The sequence below is a fragment of the Cyclobacterium sp. SYSU L10401 genome (genome assembly GCF_010993705.1).
GTDB lineage: Bacteria > Bacteroidota > Bacteroidia > Cytophagales > Cyclobacteriaceae > Cyclobacterium.
In genome coordinates this window covers 187,232-209,050 of record NZ_WOFO01000008.1, presented here as the reverse complement: position 1 = coordinate 209,050, position 21,819 = coordinate 187,232, and the positions used below count along the sequence as shown (strand labels likewise).

Here is a 21,819-nt window from a genome sequence, read left to right as displayed (position 1 = left end):
ACCAAACAGTTTATAAAAATAGGAAAATACAAATTTAAACAATACCCTAAAAGCTTATGAAAAAGTATTATCATTTATTGTTTTTAATGCTAGGTATTGCAGGCAGTATGCTGATGCAATCCTGTGTGGATGAACAAAGTCCGGCAGACGCTCTGGAACTTTTGGGTAACGACAGAACCTATCCCCTCAACGCCGTTGATGGTTCGGGAATAAGCGGTAATGTTGTTTTTGAAGAAGGAGAAGGGGGCTATACCAAAGTAACCATTAACTTGAGCGGTACACCTGATGGTGGTGCTCACCCGGCACACATTCATTTCAATTCAGCCGCTGAAGGGGGTGATATTGCCATTTCATTGGAACCTGTAAATGGGACAACAGGCACCAGCGTAACCCTCGTCAACCAGTTAGACGACGGTACTCACATCAATTACCAGACACTGAGTGCTTTCGAAGGATATGTAAATGTACATTTGGCCTATGGTCAATTGGAAACGGTAGTAGCCCAGGGTGATATCGGAGGAAATGCCCTGGATGGCAATTCCAAAAGCTATAATTTGCTTACGCGGGATGTAGATGGTATCAGTGGAACCATCCTTTTTGAGAAAAGTGTAGGTGGCTTTACAGTGGCTACCATAAACCTTACCGGTACCCCGGATGGTGGCTCTCACCCTGCTCATATCCATGCCAATACTGCTGCTGAAGGGGGCGGTATCCTGGTCTCATTTAATCCTGTAGATGGTACAACTGGTACCAGCCGAACCATTATCAGAAACAATGATGCCGGACAGCCCATTACCTATGAGGAAATCATCAGTATGGATGGTTATGTGAATGTGCACCTCAGTGCAAACGATCTAGGAACTATCGTGGCCCAGGGAGATATTGGGAGTAACGAATTGACCGAAAATTTTAAGGAATACCCGCTCAATGAATTGGCCGTTCCTGGCATCAGTGGCTCTATCATCTTCAAGGAAAGACTGAGTGGGTTTACATTGGCCAGTATCCAATTGGATAACACACCGGAAGGCGGCATGCACCCTGCCCACATTCATGCCAACTCCGCCGCTGAAGGTGGTGGAATCATTGTCTCTTTCAATCCTGTAGATGGTACAAGCGGAACAAGCGAAACCACCATCAGAGAACTTGACAATGGTCAGGCACTGACTTACGATCAGATCCTTGATCTGGACGGATATGTGAACGTGCATCTTTCCATGGATCAGCTTTCCACCATCGTAGCCCAAGGTGATATAGGGGCCAATGAATTGACCGGTATGAGTCAAAGTTATACCCTGAATGAACTGGCAGTTCCAGGCATTGACGGATCTATTACCTTTGAAGAACGGAAAAACGGATTCTCCCTCGCCACCATTATGCTAAACAATACACCAGATGGAGGGATGCATCCAGCGCATATTCATGCTAATTCTGCTGCAGAAGGCGGGGGCATCATTGTTTCTTTCAAGCCGGTAGATGGTACAAGCGGAATGAGTAAAACGACCATCAGGGCCCTGGATAGCGGAGGTCCCCTCCTATATGAAGACATATTGGATCTGGATGGCTATGTAAATGTGCATTTGTCAATGGATAACCTAGGAACTATTGTAGCTCAGGGAGATATTGGTGGCAATGAACTGACCGGCATGTCTAAAATGTATCCATTGAATGAATTGGCCGTTCCCGGTATTGACGGATCCATCACCTTTGAGGAACGCAAAAATGGATTCTCTCTCGCCACCATTATGCTGAATAATACTCCTGATGGAGGTGTACATCCGGCACATATACATGCCAATTCGGCAGCTGAGGGTGGTGGAATCATCGTCTCCTTTAATCCGGTAGATGGAAGTACAGGCATGAGCCATACCACAATAAGGGCTCTGGATAATGGAACTGCGCTCAGCTATGAAGAAATTCTGGTTATTGATGGCTATGTCAATGTGCATTTGTCAATGGATAATCTGGGAACAATTGTAGCACAGGGAGATATTGGTGGCAACGAACTGACCGGCAATTCTACCAGCTATGACCTGGAAGAACTGGCCGTTCCCGGTATCAGTGGAACCATCACTTTCAGTGAAAGGAACAACGGATTTACCCTGGCCACGATCAATTTGATGAATACCCCGGACGGTGGAATCCATCCTGCACATATACATGCCAATTCAGCGGCTGAAGGCGGTGGAATCATTGTTTCCTTTAATCCGGTGAATGGAAGCACAGGCATGAGTCATACCACGATAAGGGCCCTGGATAATGGTACGGCACTGAGTTATGCAGACATCTTAACCATTGATGGGTATGTCAACGTACACTTGTCAATGGATGACCTGGGGACCATTGTAGCTCAGGGCAATGTAGGAAGTAATGCAGCGGTCACCATTTAAAAAAGGAAATTGACCAGACACTTCTTTCACGGAAGATCGATAAATGGATTGAATCGAGTATTATGGGTTTATATGCTACAAAACCGCAGCCATTTTGGTTGCGGTTTTTTATTTTATTGATCCATTGGATCATACCTAAGGAAAGCTTATATTAATCAGCTTTCCTACCATAAAGTGAAAATATAGATGAGCCCCTCACAGCAAAGCTTTCATAAGTCAATTACTACCTTACCCTCTTTTTGGTGGTACATGCTACAAAACCTACCATCAGTAATCTTTTGGGGAAGCCGTTTAAAAAAACTGGACCTTATAGAATGCCATACAACGGTACCTTTCAACTACCGGTCTAAAAACCCCTTTCGCTCCATCTACTTTTCTGCCTTGTCTGGAACAGCAGAACTGGCATCCGGAATCCTTTGCATGCTTCATCTATCCGATAGCCCATCCATTTCAATGCTGGTGACAGGTTTTAAAGCCGATTTCAGCAAAAAGGCCAACCAAACGGTCACCATGAAATGTAAGGAGGGTAAAAAGATTTCGGAGGCCATAGATAAATTACAAGTCTCCGGAGATGTTGAAACCGTCCTGGTGCCCGTTACCGGGTATCATCCTGATGGAAATATCGTTGCCACCTTTGAGATAACCTGGTCCTTCAAGAAGCGGTAAGCATTACCCGGCCGATCAGGCATCCTGCAAAGCATGCTGTTGAATCACTTGCACCAATTGGTGGGCAGGTACTACTCCTGATTGCCGCCATACAGGCTTTCCTTTATGAAAAAGGATCAATGTGGGGACTCCCCTTACCTGAAACTTACTGGCAGCCAGGGGGTTTTTATCCACATCAATTTTTAAAATTTTGGCCTTATCGCCTACTTTTGAAGCAGTTTCCTGTAGTATAGGCTGCATCATTTGGCAGGGTCCACACCAGGTAGCATAGAAATCCACCAGTACCGGCTGGTCACCATTGATGAGTTCAGAGAAATTTTTTCCACTTGCCATGATATTTGAATTTAATTTACTACAAATTTAAAAAAATGGGCCAACCCATTCAGTAATAAAAATCACAGTTAAGGAAATCAGGCCAATAAGGGGAGGTAATGCTGCCGGATCAAAACCAGGTGATGTTCCAGGTGACCAAATATAATATGCACCAGCGCATGAAGCGACATGGGGTAACCACTTACTTCCCCTATTCCATTCCACTGCTCCATAGGTATGGTACGGGTAAATTGCCAAAAAAGCTGCCGGTTTAATAAAAAAGAGGACAAAAGCTCCTGATTAGATACGTTATTAAATGCCGCTGTTTCAACGTAGCTATTCTGATCAAACCCCGGAAAGGCGGCTGTTTCCCCCCTACTGATACATAGCGCCCTGAAGTGCATGATTTTTTCGGTGTCCACAATATGTCCCAAAACCTGATTCAGGGACCATTTTCCTGTTTGATAAGTTACCTGTCCCATACTGGAAGTGAGCGGCTGAAAGATCGAAACCACCTGTTCTTCCTGTTCACTTGAAACATCCCGGAGGTTTTTACCTGCAACCAGGTCTATGTACCTTTTATAAAAAGGATTATAAGAACCGTCTTCAGGTATTTTTAGTCCCAAAATAGTCTCCATAATTTTGCTATTTTTGCATATTGAATTCAAATATAAAAAATAGCTATGAATCCATTATTGGAAAATTTTAATACCCCATTTGAAACAGCCCCATTTCACCAGATAAAAAATGAACATTTCCTGCCTGCCATTCAATCTGCCATAGAACTTGCCCGGGAAGAAATAAAATTGATAAAGGAAAATTCTCAACCTGATTTTTATAACACCATTGTTGCCCTGGACCATTCCGGAGAGAAATTATCCAGATCAGCATCCCTGTTCTTCAATCTCAATGCTGCAGAAACCAATGATGAAATCCAGCGGCTGGCAAAAGAAATTTCTCCCCTGCTTTCGGCGCATAGCAATGATGTATTGCTGGACGAGGATTTATTTGAACAGGTTAAAAAGGTTTATGACCAAAAAGAGCAGTTGGATCTCAATACAGAGGAGACCACCTTATTGGAAAAAACCTATAAATCTTTTATCAGAAATGGTGCGCTTCTGGATGAGGAAGGTAAAAAGAAGCTTCGCGAAATTGATCAGCAACTGTCCAGGTTGGGATTACAGTTTGGAGAAAACGTGTTGAATGAAACGAATAAATATGAATTGGTGATTTCTGAAGAGAAGGACCTCGACGGACTTCCGGAGGGAGTGGTAGAGGCTGCCTCTCAGACTGCGGAGGAAAAAGGTAAAAAGGGCAAGTGGATATTTACGCTGGCCTTTCCCAGTTACATACCTTTTATGACCTATGCCAGCAAAAGGGCATTAAGAAAGAAACTTTTTATTGCTTACAATACCAAAGCCTGTAAAGGTGATGATTTAGACAATCAGGAAATCATCAAAAAGATCCTCCAATCAAAAAATAGAAGGGCCAAACTTCTGGGCTATGAAAACTTCGCCGCTTTTGTTTTGGAAGAAAGGATGGCTGCTGACGGCGATCAGGTACTTTCCTTTTTAAACGAACTCTTGGAAAAGGCGCTGCCCAAAGCCAAGGAAGAGGTTGCGGAATTGGCTGCATTTGCCAGAAAAAAAGATCAATTGAATGACCTGCAAAAATGGGATATCAGCTACTATGCTGAACAACTTAAGATGGAAAAATATGAGGTAGATGATGAGCTACTGAAACCCTATTTTGAGTTGAACAGCACCATAGCAGGGGTATTTGCAACGGCAAAAAAATTATATGGCCTTTCATTTGAAGAGCATTCCGGGATCCCCGTATATCATCCGGAGGTAAAGGCCTATGAAGTGAAAGATGAGCATGGAAAACACCTGGCAGTGCTGTATGCCGACTTCTTCCCCAGACCGGGCAAAAGAAACGGCGCATGGATGACCGTATACAGGGGCCAGAAAAAAACAGGGGATTCGGAACAAAGGCCTCATGTATCCATTGTTTGTAATTTCACCAAACCTACCAAAACCAAGCCTTCCTTATTGACATTCAATGAGGTGACCACCTTATTTCATGAGTTTGGGCATGCCTTGCATGGCATGCTGGCCAATGGCACCTTTGAGTCACTGTCCGGCACCAATGTATATTGGGATTTTGTGGAGCTCCCCTCGCAAATATTTGAGAACTGGTGTTATGAGAAAGACTGTTTGGATCTTTTTGCCAAACATTATCAAACCGGAGAACCCATACCGAAAATGCTCATTGAAAGGATAAAAAAAGCAGCTAATTTTCACCAGGGGTATCAGACCGTCAGACAAATCAGTCTGGGATTACTGGACATGGCTTACCATACTGCCGACCCAGATAAAATTGAAGATGTTTTTGCCTTCGAAAAAGAGGTTATGAAATCTACTGAGTTACTGAAACCCGTAGCCGGCACCATGATGAGCCCTTCCTTTTCGCATATTTTTCAGGGAGGCTATGCTGCAGGGTACTACAGTTACAAATGGGCGGAAGTGCTGGATGCGGATGCCTTTGAATTGTTTCTTGAAAAAGGGATTTTTGATAAAAAAACGGCAAGCTCTTTTAGGGATAATATTTTGGCCATGGGAGGTAAAGAACACCCGGATATATTGTATAAGAAATTCAGGGGTAGATCTCCCAAACCAGATGCCTTGATCAAAAGGGCGGGCCTGTTGGTTTGATCATAGTACAAAGGGGCACCGAAAAGATGCCCCTTTTGAAAACTCATTACGGATCAAACTGACTAGCTCCGTATATCGGAAAAATAGGTAGGAAACAAAATGGATGATATCAATCAAATGATGATAAAACCAATTATCAACAACCAGATTATTGCAGAAACCATTATAAGTACAGTAAATTGTTTATCTTTCATGACTCCAATATTTAGATGAATACCACGGTATTAAGATACAAATAATAGGATATAAAACAAAATTTTATATATACAAATATTTTGATTACCCAACAAAAGCTAAGTTCTATATTGTTAAAAAAACAATGTTACGGCAAAAAACCTGCTTTAAACGACAAATATTACTATTTATTTTATCAAAATAATAATTTTTTTATCCGGAAAAAAATTTGAAAAGTTTAAAACAATGAAAGGGTATTTATTGTTTTTTCTGCTTGTAATGGCTCAGTTCATGGTAGTGTTTTTGATTTTTGGACATGTTGTCCGCCGTCCATTGGATCTTTTTTGATCGGGGATATTTTCTGACCGGGCAGTCCTTTACCTGACAGTAGTGACAGCAAGAATCAGGAAGGCAGGGGTCGGCATGGACAAATACTTCAACATATCCCGGGAGGCTTTTTTCCAGCACTTCCTCCAGCTCATGTACCTCATCGTGCACACTCACCAAATCAAAGTAATAAGGTAAGGTCAAATGCAAATCGATATGGCTATCTCCACCATATTGCTGGACCCGCATGTTATGGATATCGATCCAATTCTGCTTTCGGTTTTGATTCAGCATTTTCACCGTCAGATTGATGGTTTCCGGGTTAGATTCATCCATCAAACCTGCCACAGAGCGCCGTACCAAAAAATAACCATTGTATATGATATAAACGGCAAAGGCCATTGAAATGATACTGTCCAGAAAATTCCAGCCAGAGAAATAAATGATTCCAATGCCACCTATCAATACAAAACTACTTATTGCATCGGTGGAAAGGTGTCTGCCATCAGCTTCCAGTGTAATGCTGTTTAGCAGCTTCCCTTTTTTTTGAAGCAAATAACCTAAAAATCCATTGACTATTCCGGAAAAACCAACAAGTGCCATCCCTATGGGCAAATCATTTAACTCCTGAGGAAATATCAATCCGAGAATGGCCTGGTAAATGATAAAAACACCTGCGACAATGATTAGCGTTCCTTCAATTCCGGCACTGAAAAATTCAATTTTACCATGCCCATAAGGATGATTGCTATCTTTGGGTAGCCCACTTAAATAAATGCTGTAAAGCGCAAAACAGGAAGCCACCACATTGACAATGCTCTCCATGGCATCTGTTAATATGGCATTTGAACGGGTAATGTAAAATGAATAAAATTTAATGGTCAGTAGCAGCAGGCTGATGGCTACGGACCATATTATGAGACGCCTCTTTTCTGGATTCACATTTTATTTTCCTGATTTGGATCCAAAATTACACCTATTTAAATACCTGAAAAATTATTACGGCATTTATTGACCCAGACCACCCTAAAAGAAAAATAAACTGTTTAATCCGAAATATGCATTAGCCTATCTAATACGATTCCTAATGCATAGTCCCGGTTTAAGTACCTCTTTCACTTTGAAAATCAAGCCTGCCTGAGGCAGGCGAAAATGAGGGAGGCGACACACAGTGGGGAAAGGATGTGAGATTCTCACAAATCAAATTCGGGAAAGGCATTTCCATCCTTCCGTGCAGGACAAGTTTTTGACCCTTTGAAAATATTTCTACGCCTATTAAATGCGATTGGCGATGAGACATTTCCCGCTCAGGTTCAAAAATATTTCAATCGTAAAAACAATGATTTACTATAATAATTGCTTACTTTCATCCAGTAAAAAATCAGAATAAATTCAATCCCTTTCTCACTTATGGTTATTAAAAAATCCTTTTTGCTATTATTTGTTTTTCTTCAAGGCATGGCTGGCATTTATGCCCAGACCAATTCCCAACAAAAATCTCCGTTTTTAACTGAAGGTAATGCCTTACAGGCAGGCATGTCTAGTGAAAGGCTGGACCGCATAGATGAAATGTTGGCAGCGGCAGTAGCAGAAAACACCATTCCAGGAGCTGTAGCACTGATTGCCAGGAAGGGAAAAATTATTTTTCACGAGGCCTATGGCCAATCCAATGCCGGCGGAAAAAAACTTCAAAAAGATGCCATTTTCCGGATAGCTTCGCAGTCCAAGGCCATTACTTCCACTGCAGTAATGATGCTTTGGGAGGAAGGTAAATTTCAATTGGACGACCCTATTTCCAAGTACATTCCTGAATTTAAAAACCCCCAGGTACTGGTCAATTTTCGCTATGCGGATACCACATACACCACCCGTCCCGCCAGCAGGGAAATAACCATCCGGCATTTACTTACCCACACCTCCGGTCTGGGTTATGGGGTAATTGACGGAGATGAAAGAATGAAAATGATTTACCATAAAGCCGGGACTACTGATCTGTTTACCGCGGAGGATGTAAAAATCAAAGACGTGGTCTTGAAATTGGCTAAGCTACCCTTGCACCATAATCCAGGTGAAAAATATACCTATAGCCTGGGCTTGGATGTATTGGGCTATTTCGTTGAAATCATGTCGGGAATGACTTTTGAGGCCTTCCTTCAGGAAAGGTTATTTGGACCTTTGGGCATGGAAGACACCGGTTTTTACCTGCCCGCATCCAAAGCTGAAAGGCTGGTGTCCATACAACACAAGGTAAATGACCAATGGGAGGACTACCCCAATACCTTTTATGATGTAGATTATCCCGTAAAAGGTGCCAAAACCTTTTTCTCAGGAGGTGCCGGCCTGTCAAGTACCGCTAAAGATTACGCCACTTTTCTTCAGATGTATCTCAATGGTGGGGAGTTAAATGGCAAAAGATTTTTAAGCAGGACGACGATTGCCACCATGATGGCAGATCAAACCCTGGATCTATATGGGGGGGCTGATCAGCATTACGGGCTGGCTTTTGGTGTATTGACCAAACGGGGTCAGGCCAAAGGAGGACTAGGGAGTCCGGGTACTTTTGTATGGGGTGGCTATTTCAATACCCAATACTTTGCGGACCCACAAGAAGAGGTCATTGGCATCATCATGAAGCAAACCCAGGGAGGCACCGGAGATCAGACGGCCTGGAAATTCAAACAAATGGTAGGTGCGGCCGTAGATGATTGAGATTCAAAAATTCATCACAACAAGTTCCCTTGTCTTAGTAACCTCCTATTGACACCGGAGCTCCTTTAAAATCAAAGGCCTGGATTTGCTCTGCTTCCTCCGGAATAAGAATATTACGACTGGATTGAGAAAGATAGCCACTACCATAGGGTATTTCTACTACCCTGGTTTTCCCTCCTTCCAGGGTGTAAAGTACTTTTTGCACCTCATCCGACAAGGTGATTGCCCTATGACCCGGCATTTCCCGGGTAAATGCCAGTAATTTCCCTCTGTTCTGCGAAGCCACATACAGGTATTTACCCTGAGCATCCACCAATTTCACTGCTGCTTTGGCATCGCCGGCAACCAAAAAACCACTTTCTGCAGACCTTTTGGGTTCAAAATTACCTTTACCATCCCCCAATAAAAGCAATCCTGTGTGGGCATCCATCTTACCTGTAAATATTTCATTGCCATGGTCATTCCCTACCAATAATACATCCAGGTGCCCATCCTGATTGACATCTTCTACCACCATACCATTGACCGGCCCCATTTGCGCATATAGTGGAAGCGGGTGCATTTCAAATTTTCCATTCCCAAGATTTTCAACAAATACTGAAGCTGGCTGATTTGCTTTTAAAATCAAAGCACCCTCCAGTTCTTCAGGGGTGAACAAGGTATGGATGTTGCTGCGAGCGTAAGATTTATAACGATCAAATTTCCTTCGAAACAACGTGCTTTGTCCATACAATTCATTCCAGAAATGAACAGGAAAGGCTTCATAACTACCTTCATCATTTTTGAAATGGGCAAAGGTGACCGGATCCACAGAACCATTGCCATCAAAATCCTTGGCGATGAGAGTCACAGGCTTTTCCATGGTTGTGCCCCACAAATTGTTTAGACCTACATTACCAACGATGTAATCCATGTCCCCATCTTCATCAAAATCTCCGGATACAATGCTATTCCACCATCCAGTATGATCTTCCAAACCTGTCTGGCTAAGTTGCTCGAATTTCTCTCCCCGATTTACAAAGACAGTTATGGGCATATAATCTCCGACAACAACCAGATCTACCCTACCATCCCCATTGACATCAGACCAAATTGCATCGGTTACCATGCCAATTTGTTTTAAACCGGGGGCCAATTCGTCCGTCACGTCCACAAGTCTCCCACCCTGGTTTTTCAGCAAAAAACTATTATCAGGAAAGGGATATCGTCCATAAGGGGTTCTTCCTCCCACAAACAAATCCAACAAACCATCTCCATCCCAATCAGAAGCCCTGACGGTGGTACCACTGGAAGCTATCAAAGGCAGGGCATCCTCTGCCAGTCCAAAGTTACCTTTTCCATCATTCAGGTAAATCCTATCATAATAATTCGGGGATCCTGCCGCAAATTCATTACTACCACTCACTGCATACAAATCCAAATCTCCATCATTATCCATATCCAATAACAATAACCCCATATCTTCAAATTGAGCTGTCTCATCTGGTTCAAAAGCTTCAAAGGGTTGAAAACCTCCCTCTGCTTGCTGAAGATAAATCTTTGGAAGGTATCCTGCGGCTGCACCCACCAACAAATCATCCAGGCCATCACCATTGACATCACCCACAGCCAGGCCCGGACCAGATTGGGTGAGTTTATGGGGAATGGTTCTTTGCAGGTTAAAATCTATTTTATCTTCCTCCTGGTGGTGATGATCCAGGGCAAGCTGCGTTGTAACCTCTGTAAAAAATGGTAAAGATGTTTTTGATGAAAATGGAAATTCCGGTATACCTTTAGCCGGATCTGAATCATTGTAACTTACCCTTAAATATTGATTTTCTAGTGATAGGGGAATTTCCTGAAAGCGTCCATCTGGCCAGAGCACCTGAAGCTTTTGTGGGATTTTATCATTTCCCAGTCCAAAATGAACCACATCCTCCACCACTGACATGTAGCCTCTGGAAGTATATTGCTCGTGGTACTGTATATCCCCATTGTCCATTACCAGTACCATTTTGACCCCGAAGCCCATGGGATTATCCGGGGGGCCATTTAGTTTTATCCTCAGAAATCCCGGTGCAGCTTTATCTTGGTTAAGCTTGTTTTCAAATAAAAATGCGGAATCATTGATATTGTTTACCACATAGTCTAAGTCTCCGTCTCCATCCAGATCCGCATAGGCTGCGCCATTGGAAAAAGAAGGAATATCCAACCCCCATTCCTTACCCTGATTTTGAAACCTTAGATCTCTATTATTTTTAAAGGCATAATTCGGAATTTTAATAATGGGGATAGAATCCAGCAATTGTTTGTTACTGGCCACATTCCCCACATCCGCCCGATAATCCGCAAAATCTTTGTCAGTAATATCCCTTGGAAACCCATTGGTGACCAATAAATCCCGAAACCCATCATTGTCTGCATCCATAAAAAGCGGAGACCAGCTCCAGTCGGTCTGGTGGATACCTGCCATCATGCCGATTTCGCTAAATGGGATTCCCGGACCGTTATTTAAATGAAGCATATTCCTGACATGCTGGTATTCATACCCCCATCGCTCATTATTGATATATCTGGAATAAGATTCTCCTCCTATAGTTGTTTTTTTTCTATAATTGGTTTCTCCCAACATGTCCAAGGTGACAATATCCAACAAACCATCGTTGTTATAATCAGCTACATCCACTCCCATGGAAAACATGCTTTGGTGCCTGATAAGTTGCTTAATTTCATTTGAGAAGGTACCATCTCCGTTGTTGATGTACAACAAATCGTTGCTGAGATAGTCATTGCAAATATAAATATCCGGCCAGCCGTCTTGATTGATATCAGCAATGGCCAGCCCAAGGCCAAAGCCCTCTATGGTAATACCTGCTTCGTGACTCACATTGATAAAGGTACCATCTCCTTGATTTCGGTATAATTGATCATTGTTAATGGCTGTGCCATCTGAAATTTTTTCCCTATAATTTCCTGGTAGTATGTTATTCTGTTCATTATTAAGTACATAAAGATCCAGTAGCCCATCTCTGTCAAAATCAAAAAAAGCAGCACCCATACTATTTCCTGCTTCATGAACGCCATACTTTTCTGCCATGTCCTCGAAGTAGGGAATTCCATTGTCATCCAGGCCTTGATGTACAAAAAGGAGATTGTTTCGGTTTTGGGGATACATTGCAGCACAAACATAAATATCGGGCCAACCATCCGCATTGATATCTACCACTGCTATACCGGTAGCCCATTTATCTGAGGCTTCGATACCGGCAGCCGTAGATACATCCTCAAACTTCAAATCTCCCTTATTGAGGTAAAGTTTATTGGGTACTTCGTTTCCGGTAAAAAACAGATCCGGTCTGCCATCCTTATTAAAATCAGCTACAGCTACCCCTCCACCATTAAAAATATACTCCTCTGTTAATATATTAAAACTGTCTGTCTCTGTGATATCATTTGAAAAAGTGATACCGGTTTTAGCTGGAGGCAATAGCTCAAATAATTTGGGATCCTTTTGGCATGACCAGCACAGCCAAATCGCGGTAAAAAAAAGAAATAGACGCAAGAAATTCATAGGAAGGCTTTTAAATGAAGCAATTAACTACTTGAAAAGAAATAAAAAGAGATGGCAATTGCCATCTCTTTTCAAAGCTCAACTGCTGAAAGCAAATTAAAAACCGGGATTTTGGATTAGAATATCAGCTCCGGTCAAATCAATTTGGTCCTGGGGTATGGGTAACAGTCTGTATTTTTCGGTATAGTTTGCATTGCCCAAGGCAGCCTGCAACAATGCGCCATCATGGTCCAGATAGGCATTCAACTCATCTACATCTGTCCCCCATCTTACCAAATCATAAAATCGGTGTCCTTCCATACCCAATTCCAATTTTCTTTCAAACCTCACCGCTCTTCTGGCCTGCTCCTGATCAGTCCAGGGGCTTTCATAAAGACCAATTTGATAATTTGCAGCGGGGGATCCATCAGAACGCAATAAAGGGGAATTGATAGCCCTTTGTCGCACCCTGTTGACATATTCCCTGGCCTGTTCAAAATTTTCTAATTCCACCTCAGTCTCTGCTGCCATCAGTAAAACATCAGCAAATCGAATGATCATAAAATTGATGGCGGTATAGCCGGGGGTCCAGGAACTATTGTCCTGAAAAGTACCTTGTTCTTCTCTGGTATACACATATTTCTTTGGCGCATAAGGTCCTCCATTGGCCCTGTTTCTGATCCAGGCATTTCCGGGGTGATCCATCCAGTCCAGGTAAGGCAGTCCTCTTCTTCCGGTAGTATGGTCCAATCTTGGATCCAGGGGCCCATTATCCGGAGAAAAAGGATCTTCGCTTTCCAGACCAAAATCATTTTTCACCTGATTGTCCGGTGCGTTATAAGAATTATCAAGTAAGGGCAGTCCAATGGCATCTGTTCGGAACGAGTTGACAAAGGTAAAGCTAGGTTGAAAGAATCCGCAGCAATTACCCGGACCATCGGGCCCTGTATTGTATGGGAAGTTCAGATCAAATTCAGGATTGGCATTGTTGACACTACCAGTGTTGGCTGCTGCCTGATACGCCCAAATGGACTCCTCATGGTTATTATTTGCGCCACGGAACATGTCATCATAATAAGGGACAAGGTCATACTTGACGCCACCACTAGTCATTCCATTGGCAATCACATCGTCAAATAGTTGTTTTGCAGGCTGATATTTTTCCTGATACAAGTAGACTTTTGCCAAATAAGCTTTCGCCGCCCAGGAATTAACACGGCCTACCTGGTCTTGTGTTTCGGGAAGGTTATCTACTGCATATTGGAAGTCTGCTTCAATTAATGGCCACATATCCTGGGTATTGGACACTTCTTCCAAACCCTCCTGATAATCGACAGACTCGTCTACATAGGGTACCTTATCAAAGTTTCTAGTCAGCTGGAAATAAAAGTGGCCTCTCAGAAATCTTGCCTGCGCAGCGATCTCCGCGGCTTGCTGATTGGTCACTGTTTCTTCCTTATCTTCCAATAAACGCATCACCATATTGGCACGCGAAATGCCTTCATAGGTACCTGCCCAGTTTTCACGAATTATATCAATGGTAGCATCATTTTCATATCTTTGAATAGGATTAATCGATTGAAAATCACCTGGATCTGTACCCTTGTTGGCATCCGCACCCCTGATACTACCCCAAACCCAATTGGAGGGGGAGGCCATGCGCTGGTTTCTTCCATTTACCTGAGAATAGGCTGCTATTAACGCTGCATTTAAGCCATCCAGGGTACGCAGCTGAGGTTCCCCTATTTGACCGGTAGGCTCCACTTCCAGAAATTCGTCACAACTGATTGCAAACAACATCAAACAGGTTGTCAGAATCATTGTCAATCTTGCTTTTATATTTTTCATGGTTATTTCTTTTTAAAATTGAATGTTTGGAAACCGGCACCATTTAAAAACTTAAATTAACACCGAAAGTATATCCTCTGGTAAGGGGATAATTTCCCACATCAATACCAAAAGTCAGGTCAGCATTTCCACCCACCATGGGATCTAATCCGGAATAACCGGTGATGGTAAACAAGTTATTTGCTGAAGCAAATACCCTTAACCTTTCCATTTTCCATCTTTCCAATAAGTTGGCCGGCATGGTATAACCAATGGTAACATTTTGCAACCGCAGGTATGAGCCGTCTTCCACGTAAAAGGAAGACCCATTGTTACTGGTACTAAAATTAGCCGTTTTTTCCACGATGGGTATGCTGGCATCCAGGTTTTCAGGCGTCCAGGCATCTTTTAAGCGGTTAGATATTCCCGCACCTTCAAAGGTTTGGAAGAAATCTGTAAACCACCTGGATTGATTCCATATTTTATTACCAATAGAGGTGTAAAAATAGGCTGATAAATCAAAGTTTTTATATCCCAGAGAGAAATTGGTTCCTCCGGTAAACTTTGGAACAGGGCTTCCCAGGTAGGTTCTGTCGTCTGCATCAATATTACCATCTCCATTCAAATCCCTGAATTTAAATCTTCCCGGGGCGGCTCCCTCCTGATCGGGATGACTGGCCACATCCTCTGCATCCCTGAATAATCCTTCTACTTCGTACCCAAAGAATGCAGAAAGCGGTCTTCCCAATTGATTTCTAATGGGGAAAATACCCCTGAAACCAGGGTTGACATCAGTGATAAATTGTAAATCACCAGCCAGCGATACGATCTCATTTCTTAGAAATCCTCCATTAACAGTCCACTCATAGGTGAAATCACCTGGAAGTCTTCCCCTGGTCATGACTTGAAAATCCAATCCCCGGTTCAACATTTCTCCGATGTTCACCAAAGGTGGCGTGGCATTAAATCCAGCAGTAAGTGGCACAGGCACCCTAAACAACAAGTCCCTGGTATCCTTTTGCCACCAATCCACTATTATATCTAATTTACCCCCAATGAATGTACCATCAAATCCAATATTCTGAGTAACGGCGGTTTCCCAGCGGGCATTGGGATTTCCCAACCTTGACCTTCGAAAACCTATGGTGGCAGATGAACTGGAACCGGTGATGTCGTAGGAGGAAGCAGCGATATTTCCTCCAAAAAGGCTGAATTGGTTATCCGGGTCCACATTATTGGAATTTCCCATCTGTCCCCAACCACCACGGATTTTTACATCATCCATCCAGGTAGCGCCTGCCATAAATGGTTCAGCTGAAATTCTCCAGGCGGCTGAAAAAGCTGGAAATACCCCATACCGGGTATTGGCACCAAAACGGGAGGAACCATCCCTTCTCAGTACAGCGCTCAGGATATATTTGTCATTGTAAATATAATTGGCCCTGCCAAAGTAAGACATAAAGTTCACTCCATTGAAAAGGCCACTGTTAACCTGTCTCGTGTTGACAGGAACATTGGACATATTGACAAAATTGATATCCTCTGAAAATGGATTCTGTCCCACCATGCTGTTGTTTCTCCCTGCACCTGTGTTTAAAGCTTCCTGACCTACAATTAAGTCGAGGTTGTGCAATCCAAACGTCTTATTGTAAGTCATGGTATTGGTAAAGGTCCAGCTCAAAGAGAAACCTGAACCTTCTCCATAGCCGAAGGCCGAGTTATTTTCTGAGTTTTCATATTGAAGTCTGGAATAATTCCAATAATAGTAGTTGTTATAGCGGCCTCCCAAAGATGATCTGAAAGTCAAATCATCTATTATATCATACTCCAGGTATACATTTCCGAAGGCTTCTGCATTAAAACTTCTGTTATTCAGCAAGCCTTCCCTATTAGCTACCGGATTTCTGGGGTTATTGAATCCCCTTGCTGCTGTACCAGCATATCCTCCAAATTCATCGTATATGGGTATAATGGTAGGCATTCGGTATGAAAGATTAAAATCATTTTCCGCATTGGCTACGCCCTGGCCCCCTGCACCTCCCGACTGACCTAAGATTTGCCGGTAAGTCGCCTGGAAATTTTGTCCAATTCTTAGGTTAGGTGTAACATCAAATTCCGTATTCGCCCTCAATGAATAGCGCTTGAAGTTATTTCCAGTCATGATACCCGCTTGTTCCTGAATCCCCAGGCCGAGATAAAAACGACTTCCATCACCACCGCCATAAAAACCTAGTGAATGCCTGTGGATCGGTGCCCTACGTGTAATGGCAGCGTACCAGTCTGTCCCTTCATGATTGGCCCTGACCAGCTGGTGAACGGCTCCTTGTCTCGTGTCGATGTTATATAGGGCCCGCTGTTCTTCAATTTCTGCATCGGACAAAGGACCATCAACTCCTGAAGCCCCTCCCACATTGATATAATAAGGCAAGACTGGTTCTGGTCCTGATCCAAATTGCGGGTGGTCATAGTTGGGCTCCCTATCCTGAATCATCGCGGTGTTTCTTTCCGCCAGCCAGGTGTAATCTGCAAAATCCTGCGGATTCATCATATCAAAACCAGGACCCGGATCGGTAAATCCGTACATGCCATTGTAATCTACCCGCAGCTTCTCTGCACCTTTCTTACCTCTTTTGGTCGTATAGATGATGACACCATTGGCAGCCCTGGCTCCATAAATGGAAGCAGCTGCTGCATCTTTCAGGACTGTGGTGGATTCAATGTCATCCGGATTTAAAAAATCTGTGGAACCCACAGGCAGTCCATCTACAATATAAAGCGGCTCATTTCCTCCAAAAGCTCCAAAGCCCCTGATTCTAACTTGGGATGTGGTACCTGGCTGACCATTGGTAACCACATTTACTCCGGCAATCCTTCCCTGAAGGGTTTGTTCCACATTTCCAGTGGGTACAATGGTAAGGTCCTTGGGATCCACAATGGAGATTGCTCCTGTTGTCTCCCTCCTTTCATCGATGGTATAGCCTGTTACAACCAACTCCGATAGGGTCTGTTCATCAGGCTGCATGGTAATGGTAATTTCACTCCGATTTCCAACCACCTGTTCCGTAGACCTATAGCCTACGAAAGAAAATACCAATACACTTTCGTTACTGGGAACATCTAAAGAAAAATTCCCATCTAAATCTGTTGCCGTGCCAGTGGCTGTACCTTTCACCAACACCGTAACACCCGGTAATCCGTCACCGAACTCATCATAAACGACTCCGGAAACGCTTCGCTGAGCCAGCACAGCGGTGCTGACCAGGCAAGTAAGCAAGAGAAACAAACTCACCTTTTTGTAAAATTTAAACATAATTTTGGGTTTAATTATATATGGATTTAATTGAATTGTTTAGGTCATAGTATTCATTTCATGTGTTTATAATTGTTTTTTCAGGGTCACATGGAACCTCGCATGTTTGATAATCATCCCTTTGTGTGTCGATTGTGTCATGCTAGATTTCGTTTAAAATCAAAACATGAAAATCTGAATAACCAACACATAGAACCTCCTCAGGCCCTGAACAGGGATCTATAATAAGTAAATAAAGTTGATGGAAGGTCTTTTAAAAATCCCTTAAGGGGAGACAGAAACTATGAAAAAGGTTTCTTCAAAATGTAAGTGTAAGTTTGCATAATGTTTAGGTTATAGGTTTTGTTAATTATACTGACACCAGGCTGGTTAAATCCCGGATATCCTGATTAATTTAATCTTTAATTATTCTTAAAGATTTTTGAAATATAGAAAATATTTTGTTAAAAAAACAAAAAAATCTATCAAAATTTTGTACCATCAAAATTGATTTCAATCCACCTATACAGCCAAATCAGTATTAATCATAAAAAAATTAAAATTTTTCCTATATTTTTTGATTTATCAAATCAATTCTAGCCAAAAAATTTGAAGAATTTTATTTCCGAAAAATCCTGCTAAAATTCATTTAATAATTGTATTTTAGAAGGAGTTTTGGTGATGGCTATAAGTGCTGTCAGGTGAAAAATTTTAATCATTGATCCAGATGCATGCACTGCTCTCCTTCATGAAAAGTTGTCTCAAAGGCACTGCCCTGGCCTTGGCTTTCCTTCCTTTCATGCTTGGGGCTCAGGACCTGAATACCCAATCGGAGGAAAACCAAAGGGTGTGGGTGCAAACAAAGGATGGGAATGAGTATCTGGGCGTTATTATCGCGGAAGATGAGGTAAAAATTACCCTTCATACACAGAATCTTGGAGAAATCACCCTATTCCGATCTGATATTGTGCGCATAAGTGGTATGGAAACAGGCAAAACTGTAAACGGTGCATTCTGGTTTTCCAATCCCCAGGCTACCCGGTACTATTGGCTTCCCAATGGCTATGGACTGAAAAAGGGAGAATCCTACTATCAAAACGTGTGGATCTTTTTCAATCAGGTAGCAACCGGCATTACGGATAATTTTTCGATTGGAGGAGGCATTGTACCGCTATTCCTATTTGCCGGGTCACAAACCCCGGTATGGATTACCCCTAAAGTTTCTTTTCCCGTAGTAAAAGATAAAATCAACCTGGGTGCAGGTGCGCTGGCAGGAACGGTTATCGGTCTGGATGATGGAGGCTTTGGCATGCTCTATGGGCTTTCTACTTTTGGGTCCAGGGACAAAAACCTCACTTTAGGATTGGGCTGGGCCTTCGCAGGAGGATCCATCGCCAATGCTCCTATCCTTTCTGTAGCGGGGATGATCCGGACTGGTCCACGCGGTTACTTTTTGACTGAAAACTATTTTATAGCAGCAGGAGGCGAAACCATTGGTATAATATCGGCAGGAGGAAGAAGAATCATCAAAAGAATCGGGCTGGATTACGGATTATTTTTACCCATAGCTCCGGGTTTGGATACCATCATTGCTATCCCCTGGCTGGGACTCACCGTACCCTTTGGCAAAGATTAAAGACTCCGATTGAACTGGCTGTGCCCCGGGTTTGCGTACGGGATTATTGTGCCGGCATATTTCACTCAAAACCTATTTTCCCTATCTTTGTGCGCTATGAGCGAAAAAATATTTAAAAGATATACCATTACTTCTGCATTACCCTACGCCAATGGACCCCTTCACATTGGCCACCTGGCCGGGTGTTACATTCCGTCCGATATATATGTGCGTTATTTGCGGTTGCAAAAAAGGGATGTGGCCTATGTCTGCGGCTCCGATGAGCACGGCGTAGCCATAACCATCAAAGCCAAAAATGAAAACATCAGTCCCCAGGAAGTGGTAGATCGCTACCATGGGATCATGAAGGAAAGTTTTAAAAAATTCGGTATTAGCTTTGATCACTATTCCAGGACAAGTTCCCCGGTTCACCATGAAACCGCCGGCCAACTGTTCAAGGACCTGTATAATCAGGGGGAATTTGTAGAGAAAGAGACCGAGCAATATTATGATGAAGAAGCCGGACAGTTTTTGGCGGACAGGTACATAGAGGGAACCTGTCCAAACTGCGGGTACGATCAGGCCTATGGAGATCAGTGTGAAAAATGTGGCTCCTCCCTGAGTCCTACTGACCTGATCCACCCAAAATCGAAACTTAGCGGCAATACGCCTGTGCTTAAAATGACCAGACATTGGTTTCTAGACCTGGGCAAGTACACGCCATTTCTCAAGCAATGGATATTGAAAGACCACGCCCATGACTGGAAAAACAATGTACTGGGTCAATGCAGAAGTTGGCTGGAAGCAGGGGATGGCCTGCAAGCCCGGTCCATGACCCGGGACATGGACTGGGGAATTCCTGTACCCTTACCCGAAGCGAAGGGGAAGGTATTGTATGTTTGGTTTGACGCTCCTATAGGGTATATTTCGTCTACCAAGGAATGGGCAAAGGAAAAAGGCATTGATTGGGAACCTTACTGGAAAGATCAGGATACCAAGTTGGTGCATTTTATAGGCAAAGACAATATTGTTTTTCACTGTATCACCTTTCCTGCTATCCTGAAAACCCATGGGGATTTCATTTTGCCGGACAATGTGCCCGCCAACGAGTTTTTAAATCTCGAGGGTCAGAAAATCTCTACCTCCAGAAATTGGGCGGTATGGCTGCACGAATACCTGGAAGAGTTTCCCGGGCAGGAAGACGTACTTCGTTATGTTTTGACAGCCAATGCTCCTGAAACCAAAGACAATGATTTCACCTGGAAAGATTTTCAGGCCAGAAATAACAACGAGTTGGTCGCCGTATATGGAAATTTCATCAACCGGGCGGTGGTCCTGACCCATAAATACTTTCAGGGAAAAGTGCCCGAAAAATCCAGCCTGCAGCCCATAGATGAGGAAGTGATGCTGGCATTGCAGTCCTATCCTGATAAAATTGCCCAATCTTTGGAAAGGTATCGATTCCGGGAAGCTTTGGCACTCATGATGGATTTTGCCAGGACAGGCAATAAATACCTGGCAGATACCGAACCCTGGAAAACCATTAAAACTGACCGGGAGAGAACGGGTACCATATTGAATATAGCCTTGAATATTGCGGCCAATCTGTCCATCCTTTCTGCTCCTTTTTTACCCTTTACGGCTGAAAAAATCAAGGCAATGCTGGGTTTAAAAATATTCAACTGGGAAAATGCAGGTCAAATGGACCTTTTAAAGGCAGGCGATGAAATCAACCCCGGCAGTTTGCTGTTCCAGAAAGTCGAAGACAGCACCGTAGAAAAGCAAGTGCAAAAATTATTGGACAGCAAGAGCAAAAATGAAGAGGTCCAATATCAAACAGATCCGGTAAAACCCTTGATTGCCTTTGATGATTTTACAAAGTTGGATTTACGGGTTGTAACCATCATAAAAGCAGAAAAAGTAAAGAAGTCAAAGAAACTGCTGCAGCTCACCGTGGATACCGGACAAGTTAAAAAAACCGTTTTAAGTGGAGTGGCAGAACAATTTGAACCGGAGTTCCTTATTGGAAAGCAGGTAACCATGCTGATCAACCTTGCGCCTAAAAAAATGGCGGGGATTGCGTCCGAGGGCATGATCCTGATGGCAGAAGATGCGGAAGGAAAATTCAAATTACTGACGCCCCATGAAAGCACAAACCCCGGCTCCACCATCCGGTAAACCGGATGGATCGTGTATTTGTCAAAGAAAAACGGTCATATGGGAAAACATGGCGCATTTTTGGTGGTTAACTATCAAAAGTATTTAAAACC

Annotated in this window: 12 protein-coding genes; 6 read left to right on the top strand and 6 right to left on the bottom strand. The window is 43.1% G+C overall.

Features of this window, described 5'->3' with window-relative positions; translation table 11 throughout:
* Positions 1–56: 56 nt before the first annotated feature.
* Positions 57–2,387, top strand: coding sequence for a hypothetical protein (locus GL182_RS18185; RefSeq protein WP_205603687.1), 2,331 nt, complete (start codon positions 57–59; stop codon positions 2,385–2,387).
* Positions 2,388–2,573: 186 nt separating this feature from the next.
* Positions 2,574–3,053, top strand: a complete 480-nt coding sequence (locus GL182_RS18180; protein ID WP_163381208.1) for a DUF4442 domain-containing protein — start codon at positions 2,574–2,576, stop codon at positions 3,051–3,053.
* A 15-nt stretch (positions 3,054–3,068) separates the two neighbouring features.
* Here GL182_RS18180 and trxA read toward each other — a convergent pair whose 3' ends face one another.
* Together trxA and GL182_RS18170 are read right to left on the bottom strand one after the other, a co-directional pair.
* Positions 3,069–3,386, bottom strand: coding sequence for a thioredoxin (gene trxA, locus GL182_RS18175; protein WP_163381207.1), 318 nt, complete (start codon positions 3,384–3,386; stop codon positions 3,069–3,071).
* 77 nt (positions 3,387–3,463) lie between these two features.
* Complete coding sequence (locus GL182_RS18170; protein WP_163381206.1) at positions 3,464–4,003, bottom strand: DinB family protein; 540 nt, start codon at positions 4,001–4,003, stop codon at positions 3,464–3,466.
* A gap of 45 nt (positions 4,004–4,048) precedes the next feature.
* Between GL182_RS18170 and GL182_RS18165 the strand changes: the two genes are divergently transcribed.
* Positions 4,049–6,079 (top strand): M3 family metallopeptidase, encoded by a 2,031-nt coding sequence (locus GL182_RS18165; protein ID WP_163381205.1) that lies wholly within the window; start codon positions 4,049–4,051, stop codon positions 6,077–6,079.
* 432 nt (positions 6,080–6,511) lie between these two features.
* On the opposite strand, the gene GL182_RS18160 is transcribed toward GL182_RS18165, so the two are convergent.
* Positions 6,512–7,522, bottom strand: coding sequence for a cation diffusion facilitator family transporter (locus tag GL182_RS18160; protein ID WP_163381204.1), 1,011 nt, complete (start codon positions 7,520–7,522; stop codon positions 6,512–6,514).
* A gap of 468 nt (positions 7,523–7,990) precedes the next feature.
* Here GL182_RS18160 and GL182_RS18155 point away from each other — a divergent pair, with 468 nt between their 5' ends.
* A complete protein-coding gene (locus tag GL182_RS18155) occupies positions 7,991–9,289 on the top strand; it encodes a serine hydrolase domain-containing protein (RefSeq protein ID WP_163381203.1) in 1,299 nt (432 codons plus the stop codon).
* Between the two features lie 34 nt (positions 9,290–9,323).
* Here the strand turns inward: GL182_RS18155 and GL182_RS18150 are convergent, their stop codons facing one another.
* From GL182_RS18150 to GL182_RS18140, 3 genes are all read right to left on the bottom strand, one after another.
* Entirely contained in the window at positions 9,324–12,755 is a 3,432-nt protein-coding gene (locus tag GL182_RS18150) for a VCBS repeat-containing protein (protein WP_240469881.1), read from the bottom strand.
* Between the two features lie 180 nt (positions 12,756–12,935).
* Complete coding sequence (locus tag GL182_RS18145) at positions 12,936–14,666, bottom strand: RagB/SusD family nutrient uptake outer membrane protein (protein ID WP_163381201.1); 1,731 nt, start codon at positions 14,664–14,666, stop codon at positions 12,936–12,938.
* Positions 14,667–14,709: 43 nt separating this feature from the next.
* Positions 14,710–17,955: a SusC/RagA family TonB-linked outer membrane protein gene (locus GL182_RS18140; protein WP_163381200.1), complete on the bottom strand. Its 3,246-nt coding sequence runs from the start codon at positions 17,953–17,955 to the stop codon at positions 14,710–14,712.
* A gap of 706 nt (positions 17,956–18,661) precedes the next feature.
* Between GL182_RS18140 and GL182_RS18135 the strand changes: the two genes are divergently transcribed.
* On the top strand, positions 18,662–19,570 hold the full coding sequence (locus GL182_RS18135; RefSeq protein ID WP_163381199.1) for a hypothetical protein: 909 nt from the start codon (positions 18,662–18,664) through the stop codon (positions 19,568–19,570).
* Between the two features lie 48 nt (positions 19,571–19,618).
* Positions 19,619–21,727: a methionine--tRNA ligase gene (metG, locus tag GL182_RS18130; RefSeq protein WP_262889350.1), complete on the top strand. Its 2,109-nt coding sequence runs from the start codon at positions 19,619–19,621 to the stop codon at positions 21,725–21,727.
* Positions 21,728–21,819: the final 92 nt, after the last annotated feature.